This window comes from Pseudomonas brassicacearum (assembly GCF_918698105.1).
GTDB lineage: Bacteria > Pseudomonadota > Gammaproteobacteria > Pseudomonadales > Pseudomonadaceae > Aquipseudomonas > Aquipseudomonas brassicacearum_F.
On the sequence record NZ_CAKKMI010000007.1, the window covers coordinates 40,768 to 59,063 of the forward strand.

20 protein-coding genes are annotated in these 18,296 nt (G+C 61.7%); 12 read left to right on the forward strand and 8 right to left on the reverse strand.

Annotated features, from left to right (window positions below; all coding sequences use genetic code 11):
* Window positions 1-44: 44 nt before the first annotated feature.
* On the reverse strand, window positions 45-1,670 hold the full coding sequence (locus LQ215_RS04705) for a methyl-accepting chemotaxis protein (RefSeq protein WP_230147581.1): 1,626 nt from the start codon (window positions 1,668-1,670) through the stop codon (window positions 45-47).
* Window positions 1,671-1,930: 260 nt separating this feature from the next.
* Here LQ215_RS04705 and LQ215_RS04710 point away from each other — a divergent pair, with 260 nt between their 5' ends.
* The 4 genes from LQ215_RS04710 (at window position 1,931) to LQ215_RS04725 (ending at window position 4,810) form a co-directional block, all read left to right on the forward strand.
* Window positions 1,931-2,953 carry a transporter gene (locus tag LQ215_RS04710; RefSeq protein WP_230147582.1) on the forward strand — a complete coding sequence of 341 codons (1,023 nt, stop codon included), beginning with the start codon at window positions 1,931-1,933 and terminating at the stop codon, window positions 2,951-2,953.
* A gap of 143 nt (window positions 2,954-3,096) precedes the next feature.
* Window positions 3,097-3,240, forward strand: a complete 144-nt coding sequence (locus LQ215_RS04715) for a hypothetical protein (RefSeq protein ID WP_162893862.1) — start codon at window positions 3,097-3,099, stop codon at window positions 3,238-3,240.
* Window positions 3,241-3,277: 37 nt separating this feature from the next.
* Complete coding sequence (locus LQ215_RS04720; protein ID WP_230147583.1) at window positions 3,278-3,508, forward strand: hypothetical protein; 231 nt, start codon at window positions 3,278-3,280, stop codon at window positions 3,506-3,508.
* 102 nt (window positions 3,509-3,610) lie between these two features.
* Window positions 3,611-4,810 carry an MFS transporter gene (locus tag LQ215_RS04725; RefSeq protein WP_230147584.1) on the forward strand — a complete coding sequence of 400 codons (1,200 nt, stop codon included), beginning with the start codon at window positions 3,611-3,613 and terminating at the stop codon, window positions 4,808-4,810.
* On the opposite strand, the gene arfB is transcribed toward LQ215_RS04725, so the two are convergent.
* Both arfB and LQ215_RS04735 read right to left on the reverse strand, forming a co-directional pair.
* Window positions 4,807-5,220 carry an alternative ribosome rescue aminoacyl-tRNA hydrolase ArfB gene (gene arfB, locus LQ215_RS04730; protein WP_230147585.1) on the reverse strand — a complete coding sequence of 138 codons (414 nt, stop codon included), beginning with the start codon at window positions 5,218-5,220 and terminating at the stop codon, window positions 4,807-4,809. The genes LQ215_RS04725 and arfB overlap by 4 nt on opposite strands.
* A 265-nt stretch (window positions 5,221-5,485) precedes the next feature.
* Window positions 5,486-6,907, reverse strand: a complete 1,422-nt coding sequence (locus LQ215_RS04735; RefSeq protein ID WP_230147586.1) for an amino acid permease — start codon at window positions 6,905-6,907, stop codon at window positions 5,486-5,488.
* A 658-nt stretch (window positions 6,908-7,565) separates the two neighbouring features.
* Between LQ215_RS04735 and LQ215_RS04740 the strand changes: the two genes are divergently transcribed.
* Window positions 7,566-7,703: a hypothetical protein gene (locus tag LQ215_RS04740; protein WP_003178782.1), complete on the forward strand. Its 138-nt coding sequence runs from the start codon at window positions 7,566-7,568 to the stop codon at window positions 7,701-7,703.
* A 92-nt stretch (window positions 7,704-7,795) separates the two neighbouring features.
* Window positions 7,796-8,761: a leucyl aminopeptidase gene (locus LQ215_RS04745; protein WP_230147587.1), complete on the forward strand. Its 966-nt coding sequence runs from the start codon at window positions 7,796-7,798 to the stop codon at window positions 8,759-8,761.
* A 339-nt stretch (window positions 8,762-9,100) separates the two neighbouring features.
* On the opposite strand, the gene rluB is transcribed toward LQ215_RS04745, so the two are convergent.
* The 5 genes from rluB to LQ215_RS04770 form a co-directional block, all read right to left on the reverse strand.
* A complete protein-coding gene (gene rluB / locus LQ215_RS04750; RefSeq protein WP_003204865.1) occupies window positions 9,101-10,336 on the reverse strand; it encodes a 23S rRNA pseudouridine(2605) synthase RluB in 1,236 nt (411 codons plus the stop codon).
* Between the two features lie 248 nt (window positions 10,337-10,584).
* Window positions 10,585-11,562 carry an SMC-Scp complex subunit ScpB gene (gene scpB, locus LQ215_RS04755; RefSeq protein WP_230147588.1) on the reverse strand — a complete coding sequence of 326 codons (978 nt, stop codon included), beginning with the start codon at window positions 11,560-11,562 and terminating at the stop codon, window positions 10,585-10,587.
* 11 nt (window positions 11,563-11,573) lie between these two features.
* Window positions 11,574-12,272, reverse strand: coding sequence for a segregation and condensation protein A (locus LQ215_RS04760; RefSeq protein ID WP_230147635.1), 699 nt, complete (start codon window positions 12,270-12,272; stop codon window positions 11,574-11,576).
* A 132-nt stretch (window positions 12,273-12,404) separates the two neighbouring features.
* A complete protein-coding gene (locus LQ215_RS04765) occupies window positions 12,405-13,034 on the reverse strand; it encodes an L-threonylcarbamoyladenylate synthase (protein ID WP_053124883.1) in 630 nt (209 codons plus the stop codon).
* A 13-nt stretch (window positions 13,035-13,047) separates the two neighbouring features.
* On the reverse strand, window positions 13,048-13,911 hold the full coding sequence (locus LQ215_RS04770) for a PHP domain-containing protein (protein WP_230147589.1): 864 nt from the start codon (window positions 13,909-13,911) through the stop codon (window positions 13,048-13,050).
* Between the two features lie 87 nt (window positions 13,912-13,998).
* Here LQ215_RS04770 and LQ215_RS04775 point away from each other — a divergent pair, with 87 nt between their 5' ends.
* The 6 genes from LQ215_RS04775 to LQ215_RS04800 all read left to right on the forward strand — a co-directional run bounded on the left by LQ215_RS04775 (window position 13,999) and on the right by LQ215_RS04800 (window position 18,240).
* Window positions 13,999-14,595, forward strand: coding sequence for a septation protein A (locus tag LQ215_RS04775; RefSeq protein WP_230147590.1), 597 nt, complete (start codon window positions 13,999-14,001; stop codon window positions 14,593-14,595).
* 1 nt (window position 14,596) lies between these two features.
* Window positions 14,597-14,896 (forward strand): YciI family protein, encoded by a 300-nt coding sequence (locus tag LQ215_RS04780; protein ID WP_230147591.1) that lies wholly within the window; start codon window positions 14,597-14,599, stop codon window positions 14,894-14,896.
* A 106-nt stretch (window positions 14,897-15,002) separates the two neighbouring features.
* Window positions 15,003-15,413, forward strand: coding sequence for a translation initiation factor 2 (locus LQ215_RS04785; protein WP_230147592.1), 411 nt, complete (start codon window positions 15,003-15,005; stop codon window positions 15,411-15,413).
* 7 nt (window positions 15,414-15,420) lie between these two features.
* Window positions 15,421-16,098: a response regulator transcription factor gene (locus tag LQ215_RS04790; protein ID WP_230147593.1), complete on the forward strand. Its 678-nt coding sequence runs from the start codon at window positions 15,421-15,423 to the stop codon at window positions 16,096-16,098.
* Window positions 16,099-16,397: 299 nt separating this feature from the next.
* Entirely contained in the window at window positions 16,398-16,835 is a 438-nt protein-coding gene (locus tag LQ215_RS04795) for a Spy/CpxP family protein refolding chaperone (RefSeq protein ID WP_230147594.1), read from the forward strand.
* A gap of 64 nt (window positions 16,836-16,899) precedes the next feature.
* A complete protein-coding gene (locus LQ215_RS04800) occupies window positions 16,900-18,240 on the forward strand; it encodes a sensor histidine kinase (protein ID WP_230147595.1) in 1,341 nt (446 codons plus the stop codon).
* Window positions 18,241-18,296 lie beyond the last annotated feature (56 nt).

Below are 18,296 nucleotides of genomic sequence, written 5' to 3' on the forward strand. Positions count from 1 at the left end.
TGCGCGGCTTTTTTACATCTATCGACAACTACCGCGAACGACCGTCAGGCACTCAACCGCGCTGTCACTTCATTCAACTGTCCCGACAAGCCGTGCAAATCCCGACTGGCCGCTTCGGTGCGCTGCACGTTGTCCAGGTTAGTGCTGGCGATGCAGGTGATTTCGGTGAGGTTGCGCGAGATGTCTTCGGCCACGGAGGTCTGCTCTTCGGCTGCGGTGGCGATCTGGCGGTTCATGTCGCGAATCGCTTCGACAGCCTGGGTGATGCGTTCAAGCATCACACCGGCCTGGGTCACTTGCTCCACACTTTCTTCGCTGCGCGACTGCCCACTCTCAATGGCGTGAGCGGCGTCCACTGCCCCCGTTTGTACCGTCTGGATAATCTGGTTGATCTCGATGATCGACGAAGCCGTGCGTTGGGCCAGGCTGCGGACCTCATCGGCGACCACCGCGAAACCGCGCCCCGCCTCCCCGGCCCGCGCGGCTTCGATGGCAGCATTGAGGGCCAACAGGTTGGTCTGTTCGGCGATCCCGCGGATCACCTCCAACACCTTGCCGATGCGCCCGCTGTCGGTTTCCAACTGACGGATGACCGTGGCCGTGTTGGCGATCTCGCCGCGCATCCGGGTGATGGTGTGGATGGTCCCCTGCATGACCTTCTCGCCCTGTTGCGCCGATTGATCAGCGTCATCGGCTGCCCGCGCCGCGTCGGCGGCATGACGGGCCACTTCCTGGGCCGTGGCGGACATTTCGTTCATCGCCGTCGCCACCTGATCGGTGCGTTCGAATTGCTCGCTGGTGCCCTGGCTCATCAGGCTGGCGATGGCATTGAGCTCACCGCTGGCGCTGTCCAGTTCCGTGGCACTGCGTTGCAGGCGGTTAAAGGTTTCGGCGAGGAAATCGCGCAATGTATTGGCCGCTACCGCCAGGTTGCCCAGCTCATCCTGACGGTTACTCGTCACACGCTCGGCGAAACGCCCATGACTGAGTCGGGTCACGTAGTCGATCAGGTTACGGATCGGTTGAACCAGGTTGCGATTGACCAGCCACAGGCTGAACAACCCGATCAGCACGCCCGACACCAGCATGATCACGGTGCCCAGCATGATCGTGCGATCGGCACCGGCGCTGATCAGCGTCGATTGCTCGGTGCCCAGCTTGCGCAACTCCACCACCAGCGCACTCATTTGCTCACTGGCCGCGCGGTCCACGCCCTTGACCGCCGCATCGCCCGCCGCCGCATCGCCACCGGAGGCGACAAATGCGTCACGGCCCTTTTGATAGGCGACGCCCAACTGACGATGCTCATCGCGCAGGGCCTCGATGCGCGTCTTGATTGCTGCCGGCACACCTTCACGCCCGCTTAATTGGCCAAGGATGTCTTGGACATCACGCTGACGCTCCTCGAACTGCTTCCAGTATTTATCCAGGTCCGCCGGTTGCTTGCCGCGCAGCAAGACGTTTTTCCATTCCTGCACCTGCACCTTGAACTGCAGGTTGGCCTCGTCGATCAACTGCGAAGCACGCAACGGTCCATCGATCAGGTTGCGATAGTTCTGGACACCATTGGAAAGGAAATGAAAGGACGCCAGGGCGATCAGCAACATCGCCAGCAGGCTGCCACTCAACAGAGCGAGAATCTGCGCTCGAAGGGATTTTTGTAGAATCATGGGGAGCAATCTCTAAGCAAGAACAACAGGAACGACGTCCCGACCTCCATGTCCGCAACACACCGCGTCGCAACCCGAATACGGGGGGGAATATGCACATACCATCGGCCTGCCTGGGGCATTCTTGAGCCGTGGCGACTGCCGGTAGCGCCAGCTTGGCGGCGCGAATGGAACTGTCACAAAACCATCAAGAAAGCTTGCGAAGATGGCGTTCAAGTGAACCTGTAGCCGCGACAGGCACTTCCCGCCAGCGAGACTTCATGAACCACAGCATCGATCAAAGCCACCGCGATCCGGATCTGTTCGGCCTGCTTTACGGTTTTCGTTTCCGCCCCGGCGAGCGCGGGCAAGAAATTGATTCGGCCCAGGCCTTACAAAGCCTGCAGCGCCCACAGGACACGGATGAGTTCCTCTGGCTGCACCTGAACCTGGCCCATGCGGCGTGCGAGCGCTGGATGAAAAGTCACCTGGCCCTGCCCCAGGAGTTTTTCGAAGCCTTGCACGAAGGCTCGCGCTCGACCCGCATCGAGCATGTCGACTCGGCGTTGCTGGCCGTGGTGAACGATGTCGTGTTCAACCTCAGCAACCTGGTGTCCTCGGATGTCTCCACCTTGTGGGTTTGCGTGCACAGTCGATTGATCGTCAGCGCGCGCCTGCAACCTTTGCACTCGGTCGACAAGCTGCGCTCGTCGGTAAAGGCCGGCGAGTGCTTTCGCTCGCCGGTGGAATTGCTCGTGCACTTGCTGCGCGACCAGGGCGAAGTGCTGACCCAGATCGTGCGCAAGACCAGCCTGAGCGTCGACCAGGTCGAAGATCAGTTGCTGTCCTCGCGGCTGTCCACCAACCGCGCCGAGCTGGGCAGCAACCGCCGGGTACTGGTGCGCCTGCAGCGCTTGCTGGCCCTGGAGCCGGGTTCGTTGCTACGTCTGCTCAACCGCCCGCCGCAATGGTTGCAGAAAGAAGACGTCAAGGAGCTGCGCAAATCCACCGAGGAATTCGCCCTGATCATCAACGACCTCACCGCGTTGAGCGAACGGATCAAGCTGCTCCAGGAAGAAATCGCCGCCAACCTCAACGAACAAAGCAACCGCACCCTGTTCACCCTGACGGTGGTCACGGTATTGGCGTTGCCCATCAACATCATTGCCGGTTTCTTCGGCATGAACGTCGGCGGCGTGCCGCTGGCCGGCGATCCCGAGGGCTTCTGGATCCTGGTGGCGCTGGTCGCCACCTTCACGCTGATTGCCGGCCGCTGGGCATTTCGCAAGCGAGGTGACTATTGAACATGACGTGTCTAGACAATCCCTTTTGTCGCCCCGACGGGATTTAAAAGTCTTTTTGTCATTTCCCCTGGGGTATCCTGCCCAGGCTTTGTAAAAGCGCGGATCTACCAGATCTAATCCACAGACTTTGCGAGGAGCGCGATATGCACGAGATCCCTAATCTCCCCTTCCCAAGCCTGCACGACACTGAGCAGACGACCACGCTACAAGCCGGAGGGCAACCAGACGCCCAGCAACCCGAGCCCAAAGAAGCCACTGAACGCCGCCAGGCCGACAGCGAAGACTGATTGACCCGCACCACCAGACCGTGTGGAAAGCGCTAAGATGCGCTTTCCACACTGCCTGAATCCCGAGCCATCCATGACCGATGACACCCCTCCCTACAGCGAAACCCAGGCCAGCGTGCTGATCGGCACTGCCGAAAAAATGGTCGAGATCTGGACCCGCCTTCCTGCCGAGAAACAAGCGGCCCTGCTGGCGCGCTTTGGCAGCGAAGAAAACGCCATCGCCGCACTGGTCACTACACGCCTGGTCAGCGACCAAAACGACAGCTGAGCCACCATTGGGCAAATAGTTTTACTTTTCCCCGCCCTGAGCCCACGGTCGCCGTTATCATAAGCAGCCTATCTATCCTGCTGCTCCGTGGACCTTTACCCCATGTCAGATTCCCAGCGCCCCCTGGCGGTCACGCTGCAAGTCGTTTCCATCGTCCTGTTCACCTTCATCGGCTACCTCAATATCGGCATTCCCCTGGCCGTGCTGCCCGGGTTCGTCCACGGCGAACTGGGCTTCGGCGCGGTGATCGCCGGGTTGGTGATCAGCGTGCAATACCTGGCCACCCTGCTCAGCCGCCCTTATGCAGGGCGAATCATCGATAACCTGGGAAGCAAGCGCGCGGTGATGTTCGGCCTCGCCGGCTGCGGGCTGAGCGGTGTGTTCATGCTGGTGTCTGCCTTTACGCCCCACCTGCCCACGTTCAGCCTGATCAGCCTGCTGATCGGGCGCCTGGTGCTCGGCAGCGCGGAAAGCCTGGTGGGCTCCGGTTCGATTGGCTGGGGCATCGGCCGGGTCGGCGCGGCGAATACCGCCAAGGTGATTTCCTGGAACGGTATCGCCAGTTACGGCGCGCTGGCGATTGGCGCACCGCTGGGGGTGTGGCTGGTCAATGCGCTAGGGCTGTGGAGCATGGGCGTGAGCATCATCTTGCTCGGTTTACTGGGGTTGGCATTGGCCTGGCGCAAAACCGCCGCGCCCATCGTCACTGGCGAACGCCTGCCGTTCATGCACGTGCTGGGGCGTGTGCTGCCACACGGCTGCGGCCTGGCCCTGGGTTCCATCGGGTTTGGCACCATCGCGACCTTCATCACCCTGTATTACGCCACGCAACACTGGGACAACGCCGTGCTGTGCCTGAGCCTGTTCGGCGCCAGCTTCATCGGCGCGCGCCTGCTGTTCGGCAACCTGATCAACCGTCTGGGCGGCTTTCGTGTGGCGATTGCCTGCCTGTCGGTGGAAACCCTGGGCCTGTTGCTGTTGTGGCTCGCACCGGATGCCCACTGGGCCCTGGCGGGCGCGGCGTTGAGCGGTTTCGGCTTCTCCCTGGTGTTTCCGGCGCTGGGCGTGGAAGCGGTCAACCTGGTGCCGGCCTCCAGCCGCGGGGCGGCGGTGGGCGCTTATTCACTGTTCATTGATTTGTCGCTGGGGATCACCGGACCGCTGGCCGGTGCGATTGCCGCGGGCTTCGGTTTTGCCTCGATCTTTCTGTTCGCCGCCCTCGCCGCCCTGGGCGGGTTGGCACTGAGCGTCTACCTGTACCGACAGGCGCCGAGGCATCGCCAGGAACGGGAGAAAAGCTAGAAGTCCACCTTGCCGCGCCCGGCCTTGATCGAGCCGCGCTTGGTCTTGGATTCCAGGCGACGCTTTTTCGAACCCAGGGTCGGTTTGGTCGGACGGCGCTTCTTTTCGACCTTGGTGGCGCTGAGGATCAGTTCGGTCAGGCGCTCCAGGGCATCGGCCCGGTTCTGTTCCTGCGTGCGGTACTGCTGGGCCTTGATGATCAATACACCATCGCTGGTAATGCGACTGTCGCGCAGGACCAGCAGCCGCTCCTTGTAGAACTCGGGCAACGACGAGGCCGGGATGTCGAAGCGCAAATGCACGGCGCTGGAGACCTTGTTGACGTTCTGCCCCCCCGCCCCTTGGGCACGGATGGCCGTCAGCTCGATCTCGGCGTCCGGGATGTGCACGGTGTTGGAAATCGCCAGCATGGGAAAAGGGTCCGCTATCAGGACCCACAGGATACCGCGAATCTCCCAGACAGCTCCCTGTGGGAGCGGTGGCGAACACAAATTCTATGAACACTGAAGATCCAATGTGGGAGCGAGCTTGCTCGCGATGGCGGCGGATCAGCAGCATTGATGTTGACTGACACACTGCTATCGCGAGCAAGCTCGCTCCCACAGGGGGCAGGTGTTGTCTTGCCTGAAACGACAAACCCGGCACTTGGCCGGGTTTGTTGTATTTCAGGCTTGCTTACTTGGTGGCAGCCGCCACCGCCAGTTCATGCCGGGCACTGCGCTTGTTCTTGATCCAATAGCACACAGCCATGAACACCACCCACACCGGAATCGCATAGACCGATATCTGGATGCCGGGGATCAACAACATCACGCCCAGGATGAACACCACGAACGCCAGGCAGATGTAGTTGCCGTACGGGTACCACAGCGCCTTGAACAGCGGCGTCTGGCGGGTCTGGTTCATGTGCTGGCGGAACTTGAAGTGCGAGTAGCTGATCATCGCCCAGTTGATCACCAAGGTCGCGACCACCAGCGACATCAGCAACTCCAGCGCATGTTGCGGGACCAGGTAGTTCAACAGCACCGCCACCAGCGTGACCGCCGCCGACGCGAGGATCGAGCGCACCGGCACGCCGCGTTTGTCGATCTTGGACAAGGCCTTGGGCGCATCGCCCTGCTCGGCCATGCCCAGCAACATGCGGCTGTTGCAATAGGTGCCGCTGTTGTACACCGACAGCGCGGCGGTCAGCACCACGAAGTTGAGGATATGTGCCGCGGTGTTGCTGCCCAGCATCGAGAACACCTGCACGAACGGGCTGCCGCTGTAGGCATCGCCGGAAGCGTTGAGCGTGGTCAGCAGGCTGTCCCAAGGGGTCAGGGACAACAGCACCACGAGGGCGCCGATGTAGAAAATCAGGATCCGGTAGATCACCTGGTTGATGGCCTTGGGGATCACGGTTTTCGGTTTGTCGGCCTCGGCGGCGGTGAAACCGAGCATTTCCAGGCCACCGAAGGAGAACATGATGATCGCCATGGCCATCACCAGCCCGCTGACCCCATTGGGGAAGAACCCGCCGTGGGACCACAGGTTGGTCACCGACGCTTGCGGCCCGCCATGACCGCTGACCAGCAGATAGCTGCCCAGGGCAATCATGCCGACAATCGCCACGACCTTGATGATCGCGAACCAGAACTCGGCCTCGCCGAAGACTTTGACGTTGGCCAGGTTGATGGCATTGATCAGAATGAAAAATGCCGCCGCCGAGACCCAGGTCGGAATGTCCGGGGCCCAGTAATGGATGTACTTGCCGACTGCAGTCAGCTCGGACATGCCCACCAGGATGTAGAGAATCCAGCAGTTCCAACCCGACAGGAAGCCGGCGAAACCACCCCAGTACTTATGGGCAAAGTGGCTGAAGGAACCGGCCACCGGCTCTTCGACGATCATTTCACCCAGCTGGCGCATGATCATGAAGGCGATGAAGCCGCAGATGGCGTAGCCCAGGATCATCGACGGGCCGGCTGATTTCAGCACCCCCGCCGAACCGAGGAACAGGCCGGTGCCGATCGCGCCACCGAGGGCGATCAGTTGAATGTGGCGATTTTTCAGGCCGCGTTTCAGCTCGCCCGAATGCGTATTTTCTACAACGGTCATGCGTCACCTATTTGTTTTTATCTGTGACGAAATCGGACCCGACACGCTTGTGGCGTGGCGGAGTGAACAAGGCGGATAACCTTGAAAGTGCGTGGGTACGCGAAGGGTCACAGTAAAACGCGGCGCATTGTACACTGCAGGCCCCCTGCTGCCAGACACCAACGGATCAGCGTCTCCCCTCGCACTTGAGGTCTGGCGCGCATCTGACCTTTCCCGTTAGCTTGAAACAAGCGCTGCGAAGTCTCAAAAAACGCGTCAAGCCGGTCCACTCGGCAGCTTTTTCTTACAGCTCTCCTAAACGCCGATACCGGTTAGCTCGAACGGCCAAAATCGTCAGCCTTCCTTTACAACGCGTAACGCAGACTTTCCACGCAGGAAATTTCCGACGGTCGACTGCAAATTGACGGTAGGTAGCTACCTATTGAAAAAAACACCCAGACGGCTGTTTTTGAATGAGTAATGCCGCCACTGAAAATGGAACAAAAAGTTCAAACAAAAAAAATAAAATTATTTTTTTGCAATCCAAAAATCCCTCGACTAGGTTTTCAGCGACTTGCCAAGGCATCGTGCCGACAAGTTCTGCGGTGCCGATGCCGGCCTGTTTCCACTCGCCGAATCGAGCCGCATATTTCCGTAAAAGTCATCTAGGAGATTCACTATGCAAGCACTGGACAAAGACTTGGAAACTGAACTGCAACTGGACGAATGGTTTGAAGCGCCAACCCATGAAGCCGCCGTTGAAATGATGCAGGCTGACGCCGTCGTTCCATTTGGCACGGCGATGTGGCCTCTGTAGGCACCGCCCGGCGGAGGCGATCCGGCCGGTCGACTCCGCCACTTTTGCCGGTTGCCAGGGGCGTTTAATGAACTTGTCAGGGAAGAATAAGCATGGACACACAACGAGCCATCTCACATTTCCTTTACTACCTCGAACACCATCCCGCCCTGGCCGGCATCCAGCCCGCCAAGGTGTTGCTCGGCCATACCGCTGACTACGAAGCGCTCATCGGCGCCATCGCCGAACAGGCGGGCAGCGGCTCGCCCTTCCGGTTCAGCGCCATGCGCCTGGACCTCGAACCCACGGAGCGCCTGTCCAAGGCCATTGCCGACAGCGATCTGTATATTTTCTTCTACGATTCTTCCACCCTGCCCAACCCTCGCCCCGACGGCCCGGACTTTGTCCGCGCATTGCAAGGCGTGATGGCCGACAACTGGAAGAAATCGCTGCTGTTCAAGGACTACGGCGACTACTTCTACGACACCTTCAGCGTGATTCCCCAGCGTATCGCCGGGCTCAACAGCCACCTGATCCGGCGCATGTCCCAGGCGACGACCCTGAGCTTCCAGGATGACCACGGTTCGTATTTCGACACTGCCTTGGGCGGTGTGAAGAAATGGACCGACATCAACGGCCTCGGCAACTACGACCTGGCCCCCGGCGAAATCGCCACCCACAGCGACACCATCAATGGCCGAGTGAATTTTGTCGGCACCTTCCTGAGCACCATCCCGTTCGCGCGCAAATACGGCGTGCTGCAATCGCCGCTGGAGCTGTGGATCGAAGACTCCACCATCCAGAAAATCGCCACCGACGTGCCGGGCCTGGAGCACGACTTCAACAAATACCTGGACGCCAACCCGTCCAACCGCCGCATCGAGGAACTGGGGATCGGCACCAACGAAGGGGTCAAGAGCCTGTACGCCCGCAATGCCGGTTTCGAGGAGCGCCATTGCGGCCTGCACCTGGGGCTCGGTGGCGGAGCCAAGGGCAGCCATCACCTGGATCTGATTTTCGAGAAAGGGGTGTTGGCGCTGGATAATGAGCCGATGTTCGATGGGCGGTTTGTGCTTTAGGGGTGGCTGTGAGGCTACTGGCCTCTTCGCGAGCAGGCTCGCTCCCACAGTTGATCTTTAGTGAATGGGAGATGTGTGTTCGGCGCCGTTCCATTGTGGGAGCGAGCATGCTCGCGATAGCGGTCTGCTTGAAAAGGTGATGTTGACTGGACCGCCGCCATCGCGAGCAAGCTCGCTCCCACAGAAGATCTGAGCCAGGTGCCTAATCTGTGAACCTCTTCATTCAACTGTGGGAGCGAGCCTGCTCGCGATGACGGACGCACCGACACCGCATCAATTAAAGCCAGGCAAAAAAAAGCCAACTCGAAAGTTGGCTTTTTTTTCATGGGCGCTCGCCGATCACTCCGGCTTACGACGCCCAAACCCCGGACGCTGCCCCGAACCTGCCGGCGCACCACGGCGTTTACCCGAGGGTGCATCGCGATCGGCCAGGACGATGCCCGGGCGTTTTTTCGGCGCCGGCTTAGCCGGACGCTTGGTGTCGGCCGGACGATCGGCGACTGGCGTACCGCGGCCAGCCGGAGCACCGCGCCCTTCACCCCTTTCAGTCCGACCGTTGGCCGGACGCGGCGTGCGTGGACCACGCTCGCCGTCCTGACGAGGCGCAGGCTTGCGGGCCGGGCGTTCACCTTCGATCTGCGGCTCGCGCGAAGGACGCGGCCCAGTCGGCGCGCCTTCGGCAGCCGGACGCAGCGTACGCACGCGCTCGGTCTTGCCCATCGGGCGCGAGGATTTACGCTGCATCCGCTCCAGCTTGTCCTTGCTCTTGGCGGTCATCTGCGGCATGGCCACGGGCTTGAGGCCCACTTCGGCTGCCAGGATGTCGACTTCGTACTGGCTCATTTCGCGCCAGCGGCCCATCGGCAAGTCGGAATTGAGGAACACCGGGCCGAAGCGCACGCGCTTGAGGCGGCTGACCACCAGGCCCTGGGATTCCCACAGGCGACGTACTTCACGGTTACGACCTTCCATCACCACGCAGTGGTACCAATGGTTGAAGCCTTCACCGCCGGGCGCCTGCTTGATGTCGGTGAAACGCGCCGGGCCGTCTTCCAGCACAACACCCGCCTTGAGGCGCTCGATCATCTCGTCGTCGACTTCGCCACGCACACGCACGGCGTATTCGCGGTCCATCTCGTAGGACGGGTGCATCAAGCGGTTGGCCAGTTCACCGTCGGTGGTGAACATCAGCAAACCGGTGGTGTTGATGTCCAGGCGACCGATGTTGATCCAGCGGCCTTCTTTCGGACGCGGCATCTTGTCGAACACGGTCGGACGGCCTTCCGGGTCGTCACGGGTGCAGATCTCGCCGTCGGGCTTGTTGTACATGATCACGCGGCGCACCGTTTCGGCGGCCTCTTCGCGCTTGATCACCTTGCCATCGATGGTGATGGCGTCGTGCATGTCGACACGCAGGCCCAAGGTGGCATCTTTGCCATTGACCTTGATCCGGCCCTGGGTGATCCAGGCTTCCACGTCGCGGCGCGAACCGACGCCGATACGGGCGAGGACTTTTTGCAGCTTCTCGCCTGCTGGGCCGATTTCCTGGCTGTCGTTCTGGTCTTGGTCTTTCATTCTGGGCACCTCCCGGTGTGGTCGAGCCAGGCTTGGCCTGACGCTTTGAAAACGGGTCTTCGACGAAGGGATCGCCAAAGGGTCGCGAATCATACGCTCGTTGAGGCGATTGCGCATCAGAGACTAGCTGATCGACGAACGCCCGGCGCTTTTTCCGCCGACCGGTGGCGCCCGACGCACCGCACGACTTAATGAGGGCTCCCACAGGGGATGGCGGTGGATCAGCCAGTGTTTCCAAACCAGTCGGATCAATCGTCGAACTGGCGCCGTTCGTTCTCGATCGCTTCGGCCAAGGCCCGGGCTTCGGCTTCTTCGTCACTCAGTTCGGGTTCCGGCGGCTGGAGGGCGGCGACGGCGGCCAGCAGCTTTTCCCGGGCTTGGGCAACGCCGAGGATGTCCTCTTCCGGTTCCGGTTCCGCTTCCGGTTCCGCTTCTGGCTCTGGCTCTGGCTCTGGCTCCGCCTCGCTGTCAGGCTCCGGCAACTCATCCGTCTCGCTTTCTGGCCCCGGCCCCTCACGCAGCAGGTCGTCGAAATCGGTCTTCAAGCCCTCCTCCATGGTGTCCAGCTCCAGCAACAACGAGTGGAAACTGGTCTCTTCCTTCGGCTCCTCAGGCTCGGCACTGGCGTCGGCCAGTTCCTGCAGGCCCTGGGGCACCGGGGCGTCGTCGAATTCCAGCATCGGTTCCGGTTCCAGCTCCCGCAGTTCGGCCAGCGGCGGCAGGTCATCCAGATTCTTCAGGTTGAAGTGATCGAGAAAGGCCTTGGTGGTGGCGAACATCGCCGGTTTGCCCGGCACATCGCGATAGCCGACGACGCGGATCCACTCGCGCTCCAGCAGCGTCTTGACGATATGGCTGTTGACCGCCACGCCGCGCACATCTTCGATCTCGCCGCGAGTGATCGGCTGGCGGTAGGCAATCAACGCCATGGTTTCGAGCATGGCGCGGGAGTAGCGCTGCGGCCGCTCCTCCCATAGGCGCCCGACCCACGGCGCGAACTTCTCGCGGATCTGCAGGCGATAACCGGACGCCACTTCCTTGAGCTCGAAGGCCCGCCCCTCGCAGGATTTGCCCAACAGCGTCAGGGCTTTCTTGAACACGGCCGGCTCAGGCCGCTCGCCTTCCTCGAAGAGTTCGAACAGGCGCTCCATCGATTGCGGCTTTCCCGAGGCCAACAGGAAAGCTTCAAGCAAGGGGGCCAGCTCGCGGGGTTCAGTCAGATTCATTGATTTGCTCGTTATTCGGCTCGTGCCCGCACGTGGATCGCTGCGAACGGCTCATTCTGCACCAGCTCGACCAAGGATTCCTTGACCAATTCCAGGACCGCCATAAATGTCACGACGACCCCCAAGCGCCCTTCCTCGGCGGTGAACAGCTCGACGAACGGCACGAAGCCACCGCCCTTGAGCCGCTCCAGCACATCGCTCATGCGCTCGCGGGTGGACAGCGCTTCGCGGCTGACCTGGTGACTTTCAAACATATCGCCCCGGCGCAAGACCTCGGCCATGGACATCAGCAACTCTTCCAGGCTCACATCCGGCAGCAACTTGCGCGCCCGCGCCTCGGGGGCATCGAGCTTGGGCACCACCACGTCGCGCCCGACCCGGTCCAAGCCATCGAGGCCTTCGGCTGCGACCTTGAAGCGTTCGTACTCCTGCAAGCGGCGGATCAGCTCGGCCCGCGGGTCGTCCTCTTCCGCTTCGACCTCAGCCGAGCGCGGCAGCAGCATCCGCGACTTGATCTCGGCGAGCATGGCCGCCATCACCAGGTACTCGGCCGCCAGTTCCAGGCGCACCGACTGCATCAGCTCGACATAGCCCATGTACTGGCGGGTAATTTCCGCCACCGGGATGTCGAGGATGTTGATGTTCTGTTTGCGGATCAGGTACAGCAGCAGGTCAAGCGGGCCCTCGAAGGCTTCGAGGAACACTTCCAGCGCATCCGGCGGAATGTACAGGTCCAGGGGCATTTCCATGACCGCCTGGCCATAGACCATGGCGAACGGCAGCTCCTGCTGCGCGCCGGCCTGGCTGTCTGTACGGTCCACGGCGGTTTCCACGGCGGACATTCAGGCCTCGACCATGAACGGCGTCGGATCGCCACAACCGACGCGCACCACCTGGGGCTCGCCATCGGCCAGGTTGATCACCGTGGACGCCGACATGCCGCCGAAACCGCCGTCGATGATCAGGTCCACTTGATGCTCGAGGATCTGGCGCATTTCATAGGGATCGGTCAACGGCTCGGTCTCGCCGGGCATGATCAGCGTCACGCTCATCAGCGGCTCACCCAGTTCCGCCAGCAGCGCCAGGGCAATGGGATGGCTCGGCACCCGCAGGCCGATGGTGCGTTTTTTCGGGTGCAGCAACAGCCGCGGGACTTCTCGCGTGGCATTGAGAATGAAGGTGTACGGCCCCGGCAGATGCGCCTTGAGCAGGCGGAAGGTGCCGGTGTCGATCTTGGCGAACAGGCCCAACTGCGACAGGTCGCTGCAGATGAGCGCGAAGTTGTGCTTGTCGTCCAGTTGACGCAGGCGTCTTACACGCTCCACGGCATTCTTGTCGCCGATCTGGCAACCGATGGCGTAGGACGAGTCGGTGGGATAGACCACCACGCCACCGCCACGAATGATTTCCACGGCCTGTTTGATCAGGCGCGCTTGCGGGTTTTCCGGATGAATCTGGAAAAATTGACTCACGTGTTCTACCTGTTCAGACGGCGGCGGTAACGGGATCATGTTTGAATCTACACCATAGTGGTGGCAGATCTTCCGGCAACGGGCGGTATTCGCCAATCTCGGACCAGCCCCCAGGGCCATGGAAATCACTGCCGGCAGTGACCAGCAGGCCGAACTCACGGGCCAGGATCGCCAGGCTGCCGACCTGCTCGGCAGGCTGATGGCCGTTGACCACCTCAATGGCATGGCCCCCTGCTTGAATATAGTCGGCGACCAGGCGGCGGCGCTTGCTGCGAGTGAAGTCATAATGCCACGGATGTGCCAGGCTGACCCAGGCGCCAGCGGCCCGCAGGGTTTCGACGGTTTCTTCCAGCGTCGGCCAGTGCTGCTTGACGTCCCCCAGCTTGCCGGCCCCCAGCCATTTGCGAAACGCTTCGGCGCGGTCCTTGACGAACCCTTCGCGGATCATCCAGTCGGCAAAGTGTGGCCGGGCCGGAGCGTTGCCGCTGTCGCCCAGTTCCTGCTGGATCTGCCGGGCGCCTTCCAGCGCACCGGGCATGCCCTTGAGGGCCAGCTTGCGGCTGATCTCTTCGGAACGCAGCCAGCGCCCGTCGCGCAGTTGTGCGATGGCCTGGACCAACGCGGGCGCATTCACATCGAAACCATAGCCCAGCACATGGATGGTTGCCCCGCCCCAGGTACAGGACAATTCGACCCCATTGACCAGCTGCATGCCCAGCGCCGTGGCGGCGCTGCGGGCCTCGTCGAGGCCTTCGAGGGTGTCGTGATCGGTCAGGGCCAGGACTCGCACGCCGTGCTCGAACGCCCGCGCCACCAGAACCGCAGGCGCCAGGGCGCCATCGGAGGCCGTGCTATGGCAGTGCAAATCAACATTCACGAGAGTTTGTTACCTCAAATCAGCTGGCCCTATCGCGGCCAAGGATGTTTGTTATTATGCCGCCACATCCTGCTTCTGGCTGCCACTGTGAAACAATTCATCGACTTCATCCCGCTCCTGCTGTTTTTCATCGTCTACAAACTTGATCCCCGGGCCGTCGACTTCGCCGGTCATTCCTTGACTGTAGGCGGTATTTACAGCGCCACGGCAGTGCTGATCATCAGTTCCCTGGTGGTCTACGGCGCGCTGTTCGTGTCCCAGCGCAAGCTGGAGAAGAGCCAGTGGCTGACCCTGATCGCCTGCCTCGTGTTCGGCAGCCTGACCCTGGCGTTCCACAGCGAAACCTTCCTCAAATGGAAGGCCCCGGTGGTCAACTGGCTGTTCGCCCTGGCCTTCATCGGCAGCCACTTCGTCGGTGACCGCCTGCTGATCAAGCGCATCATGGGCCATGCCGTGAGCCTGCCGGACCAAATCTGGACTCGCCTGAACATCGCCTGGATCGCGTTCTTCCTGTTCTGCGGCGCTGCCAACCTGTTCGTCGCGTTCACGTTCCAGGAGTACTGGGTCGACTTCAAGGTCTTCGGTAGCCTGGGCATGACGCTGTTGTTCCTGATTGGCCAGGGTATCTACCTGTCCCGTCATCTGCATGATGCCGACCCCACTTCGCCAAAAACCGAGGACTGACATGCTCTACGCAATCATTGCCACCGACGTCGCCGATTCACTGGAAAAACGCCTGGCCGCTCGTCCCGCGCACCTCAAGCGCCTGCAAGATCTCCAGGCCAAAGGCCGCGTAGTGCTGGCCGGCCCACATCCGGCGGTAGACAGCAATGATCCGGGCGCCGCGGGTTTCAGTGGCAGCCTGATGGTGGTCGAATTCGATTCCCTGGCCGCTGCGCAAGCCTGGGCCGAGGCCGATCCGTTCGTTGCGGCCGGCGTCTATGCCAATGTCGTGGTCAAGCCATTCAAGCAATCCATGCCGTAATGCCCCTGGCGCGATGAGCCTTCGTGGCTCATTGCGTTCAATTGCTCATTGTTCTCGTTTGCCTGCCGACAACCTGTCTAATCTCGATTGGAATTCAGGAGTTGCAATGCGCAAAGGTCCGTTGTGCCTGTTATTGGTCACGTTGGCGATCGGGGCACCCGCCCATGGCGAGGAGAGCACCGAGGGCAGTCATTCGACGCCCTTGTCCCTGAGCGCCGGCGGCCAGATCGCCGAACTGCAGCAACGCTTGAAAGACAGCGAACGCCAGCGCGAAGAACTGAGCAAGCAATTGCAAAGCGCCGACAACGAACGCGAGAGCGCCTTGCTGGGCCGATTGCGCCAGGAAAACCAGCGCCTGAAGCTGCAACTCAAGGAAGCCCAGGCCAGCCCCCTGCCACGCCTGTTGACCGATCAACAGCAATGGTTTGTCATCGGTGCCGGGGTAGCGCTATTGGCCCTGCTGTGCGGTATCTTTGCCAGCGGTGGACGTAGACAACGTCGGCAATGGCTAAATTGAGTGAGTCATGAGCGAGCTGTTACTGATAGATGATGACCAGGAGCTGTGTGAGCTCCTGGTAAGCTGGTTGAGCCAGGAAGGGTTCCAGGTCCGCGCCTGTCACGACGGCCAAAGTGCCCGCAAGGCCCTGGCCGAAACCGCCCCGGCGGCCGTGGTACTGGATGTGATGCTGCCCGACGGCAGCGGCCTGGAACTGCTCAAGCAATTGCGCAACGATCACCCGGAGCTGCCGGTGCTGATGCTGTCGGCCCGGGGTGAACCGCTGGACCGGATCCTCGGCCTGGAACTGGGCGCCGATGATTACCTGGCCAAGCCCTGCGACCCACGCGAACTGACCGCCCGCCTGCGCGCCGTGCTGCGCCGCAGCCACCCGACGGCCGTGTCCAGCCAGATCGAACTGGGTGACCTGACTTTCAGCCCGGTGCGTGGCGTGGTCAGCATCGATGAACAGGAACAGGCCCTCACCGTTTCCGAAAGCCGCCTGCTCGAAGCGCTGCTCAAGCAGCCGGGCGAGCCGCTGGACAAGCAGGAACTGGCGCAGCTCGCCCTGGGCCGCAAGCTGACCCTGTACGACCGCAGCCTCGACATGCACGTGAGCAACCTGCGCAAGAAAATCGGCCCCCACCCCGACGGCCGCCCGCGCATCGTGGCGCTGCGTAGCCGGGGCTATTACTACAGCCTCTGAACACTGTTTGGCCGAGGGACATGGCTAACCCTGTGGCGAGGGAGCTTGCTCCCGCTCGGCTGCGCAGCAACCGCAAAATCTTGGGGCCGCTGCGCACCCCAGCGGGAGCAAGCTCCCTCGCCACAAAAGCGTCCTCATCACAGCAAGCTACCTCGCCACGGGTTTTGTGCAGGCTGTTTGTCAGCATCACACCAAACCGTCTTTACCCAAGCTTTACCCACCCCTGACCGCCGCTGACCTTGATCTCCGTAATCTGCACACATCCGGAACTGACCGGGAATGAGACAAGGAGACACACCATGCGCAAGACCCTTATCGCTTTGATGTTCGCCGCCGCCCTGCCGACCGTCGCCATGGCCATGCCCGAAGGCCCCGGCCCGATGGGTCCGATGGACGGCCCGCGCCACGGTGGCCAGATGCACGACAAAGGCCCCTACAGCCAACTGGACCTGAGCCGCGAACAACGCCAGCAGATTCGCCAGATCATGGGCGAACAGCGCCACGAACAACGCGAACTGGTAGACAAGTACCTGGCCAAGATGTCGCCAGCCGACCAGAAAGCCATGCAGGACGAAAGGGAGGCCCGGCATCAAAAGGTCGATGCCCAGATCCGCGGGCTGTTGAAGCCTGAGCAGCAGAAAGCGTTCGACGCGATCCAGAAGAAACAGGCCGAGCGTCGCGCCGAGTGGGCTGAGTTCAAGGCCTGGAAAGCGCAACAGCCGCAAAAAGCGCAATAATGCACTGAAGCCCCAGCCCAACGGCCAGTCGCCGTTGGGCTTTCTTTGTTTTCGAGGATTTACCGTGCGTTCATTGTTCTGGCGCATCCTGGCCAGTTTCTGGCTGGCCATCGCCCTGGTTGCAGGGCTTTCGATCCTGATGGGCCACATGCTCAATCAGGACGCCTGGATCCTCAGCCGCCATCCGGGTCTCAACACCCTGCCCGAAGAGTGGACGCAAACCTACGAAAGCCAGGGCGAGGACGCCGCCCAGGACATCCTGCAACAGCGCAAGCGCCAGTATCACATCGACGTCCAGGTGTTCAACGAAAGCGGCGACCCGGTGGTGCGCGGCACCTTCCCCCATCGCGCCGCGGCCTTCGAGGCTCGGCAGAACAACAACGAGCGACGCCTGCCCTGGCGGCGACTGACCGACGAATTCACCAGCGCCAAGACCGGCGACACGTATTTGTTCATTTACCGCATTCCCCATCCCGAACTGGATGCCTGGCACCGCGACAGCCTGCTCTGGCCCCTCAGTGCGCTGGGGATCGCGCTGGTGGTGCTGACGTTGTTCAGCCTGTTGGTGACGCTTTCCATCACCCGTCCGCTGAGTCGCCTGCGTGGTGCGGTGCATGACCTGGGCCAGGCCGCCTATCAGCAGAACAGCCTCGCCAAGCTGGCCAACCGGCGTGATGAGTTCGGCGTCCTGGCCACTGACTTCAACCGCATGGGCGCGCGCCTGCAAAGCTTGATCGCCAGCCAGCGACAACTGCTGCGCGACGTGTCCCACGAATTGCGCTCGCCCCTGGCCCGGCTGCGCATTGCCTTGGCATTGGCTGAACGGGCCAGCCCCGAGGAACGTGAAAGGCTCTGGCCGCGCCTGACCCGCGAATGCGATCGCCTGGAAGCGCTGATCAGTGAAATCCTGGTGTTGGCCCGGGTCGATGCCGACAACGCCAGCGCCGAAGAAGTGGAGCTCAACGGCTTGCTGGTCACCCTGCAAAAAGATGCGCAACTGGCCTCACCGGAACAAACCGTGCAGCTGGAAACCGAGGCGGACCTGACCCTCAAGGGCTGGCCGACCATGATCGAGCGAGCGGTGGACAACCTGCTGCGTAACGCCCAGCGCTTCAATCCGGCCGGGCAACCCATCGAAATGCGCGCGGCGCGCCAGGGCGAACGGATCCTGATCAGCGTGCGCGACCACGGGCCAGGCGTTGCGGCCGAACACCTGGGGCAATTGGGCGAGCCGTTCTACCGCGCGCCCGGCCAGACCGCCGCCGGTCATGGCCTGGGCCTGGCAATTGCGCGCCGTGCCGCTGAACGTCATGGGGGTGCGCTGGTGCTGGGCAATCATCCCGATGGCGGGTTCATCGCGACGCTGGAGTTGCCGTTGGTGCCGGGGGCTGTCGCCCAGCCGTAAGCATTACAAATACCCCCTGTGGCGAGGGAGCTTGCTCCCGCTCGGTTGCGCAGCAA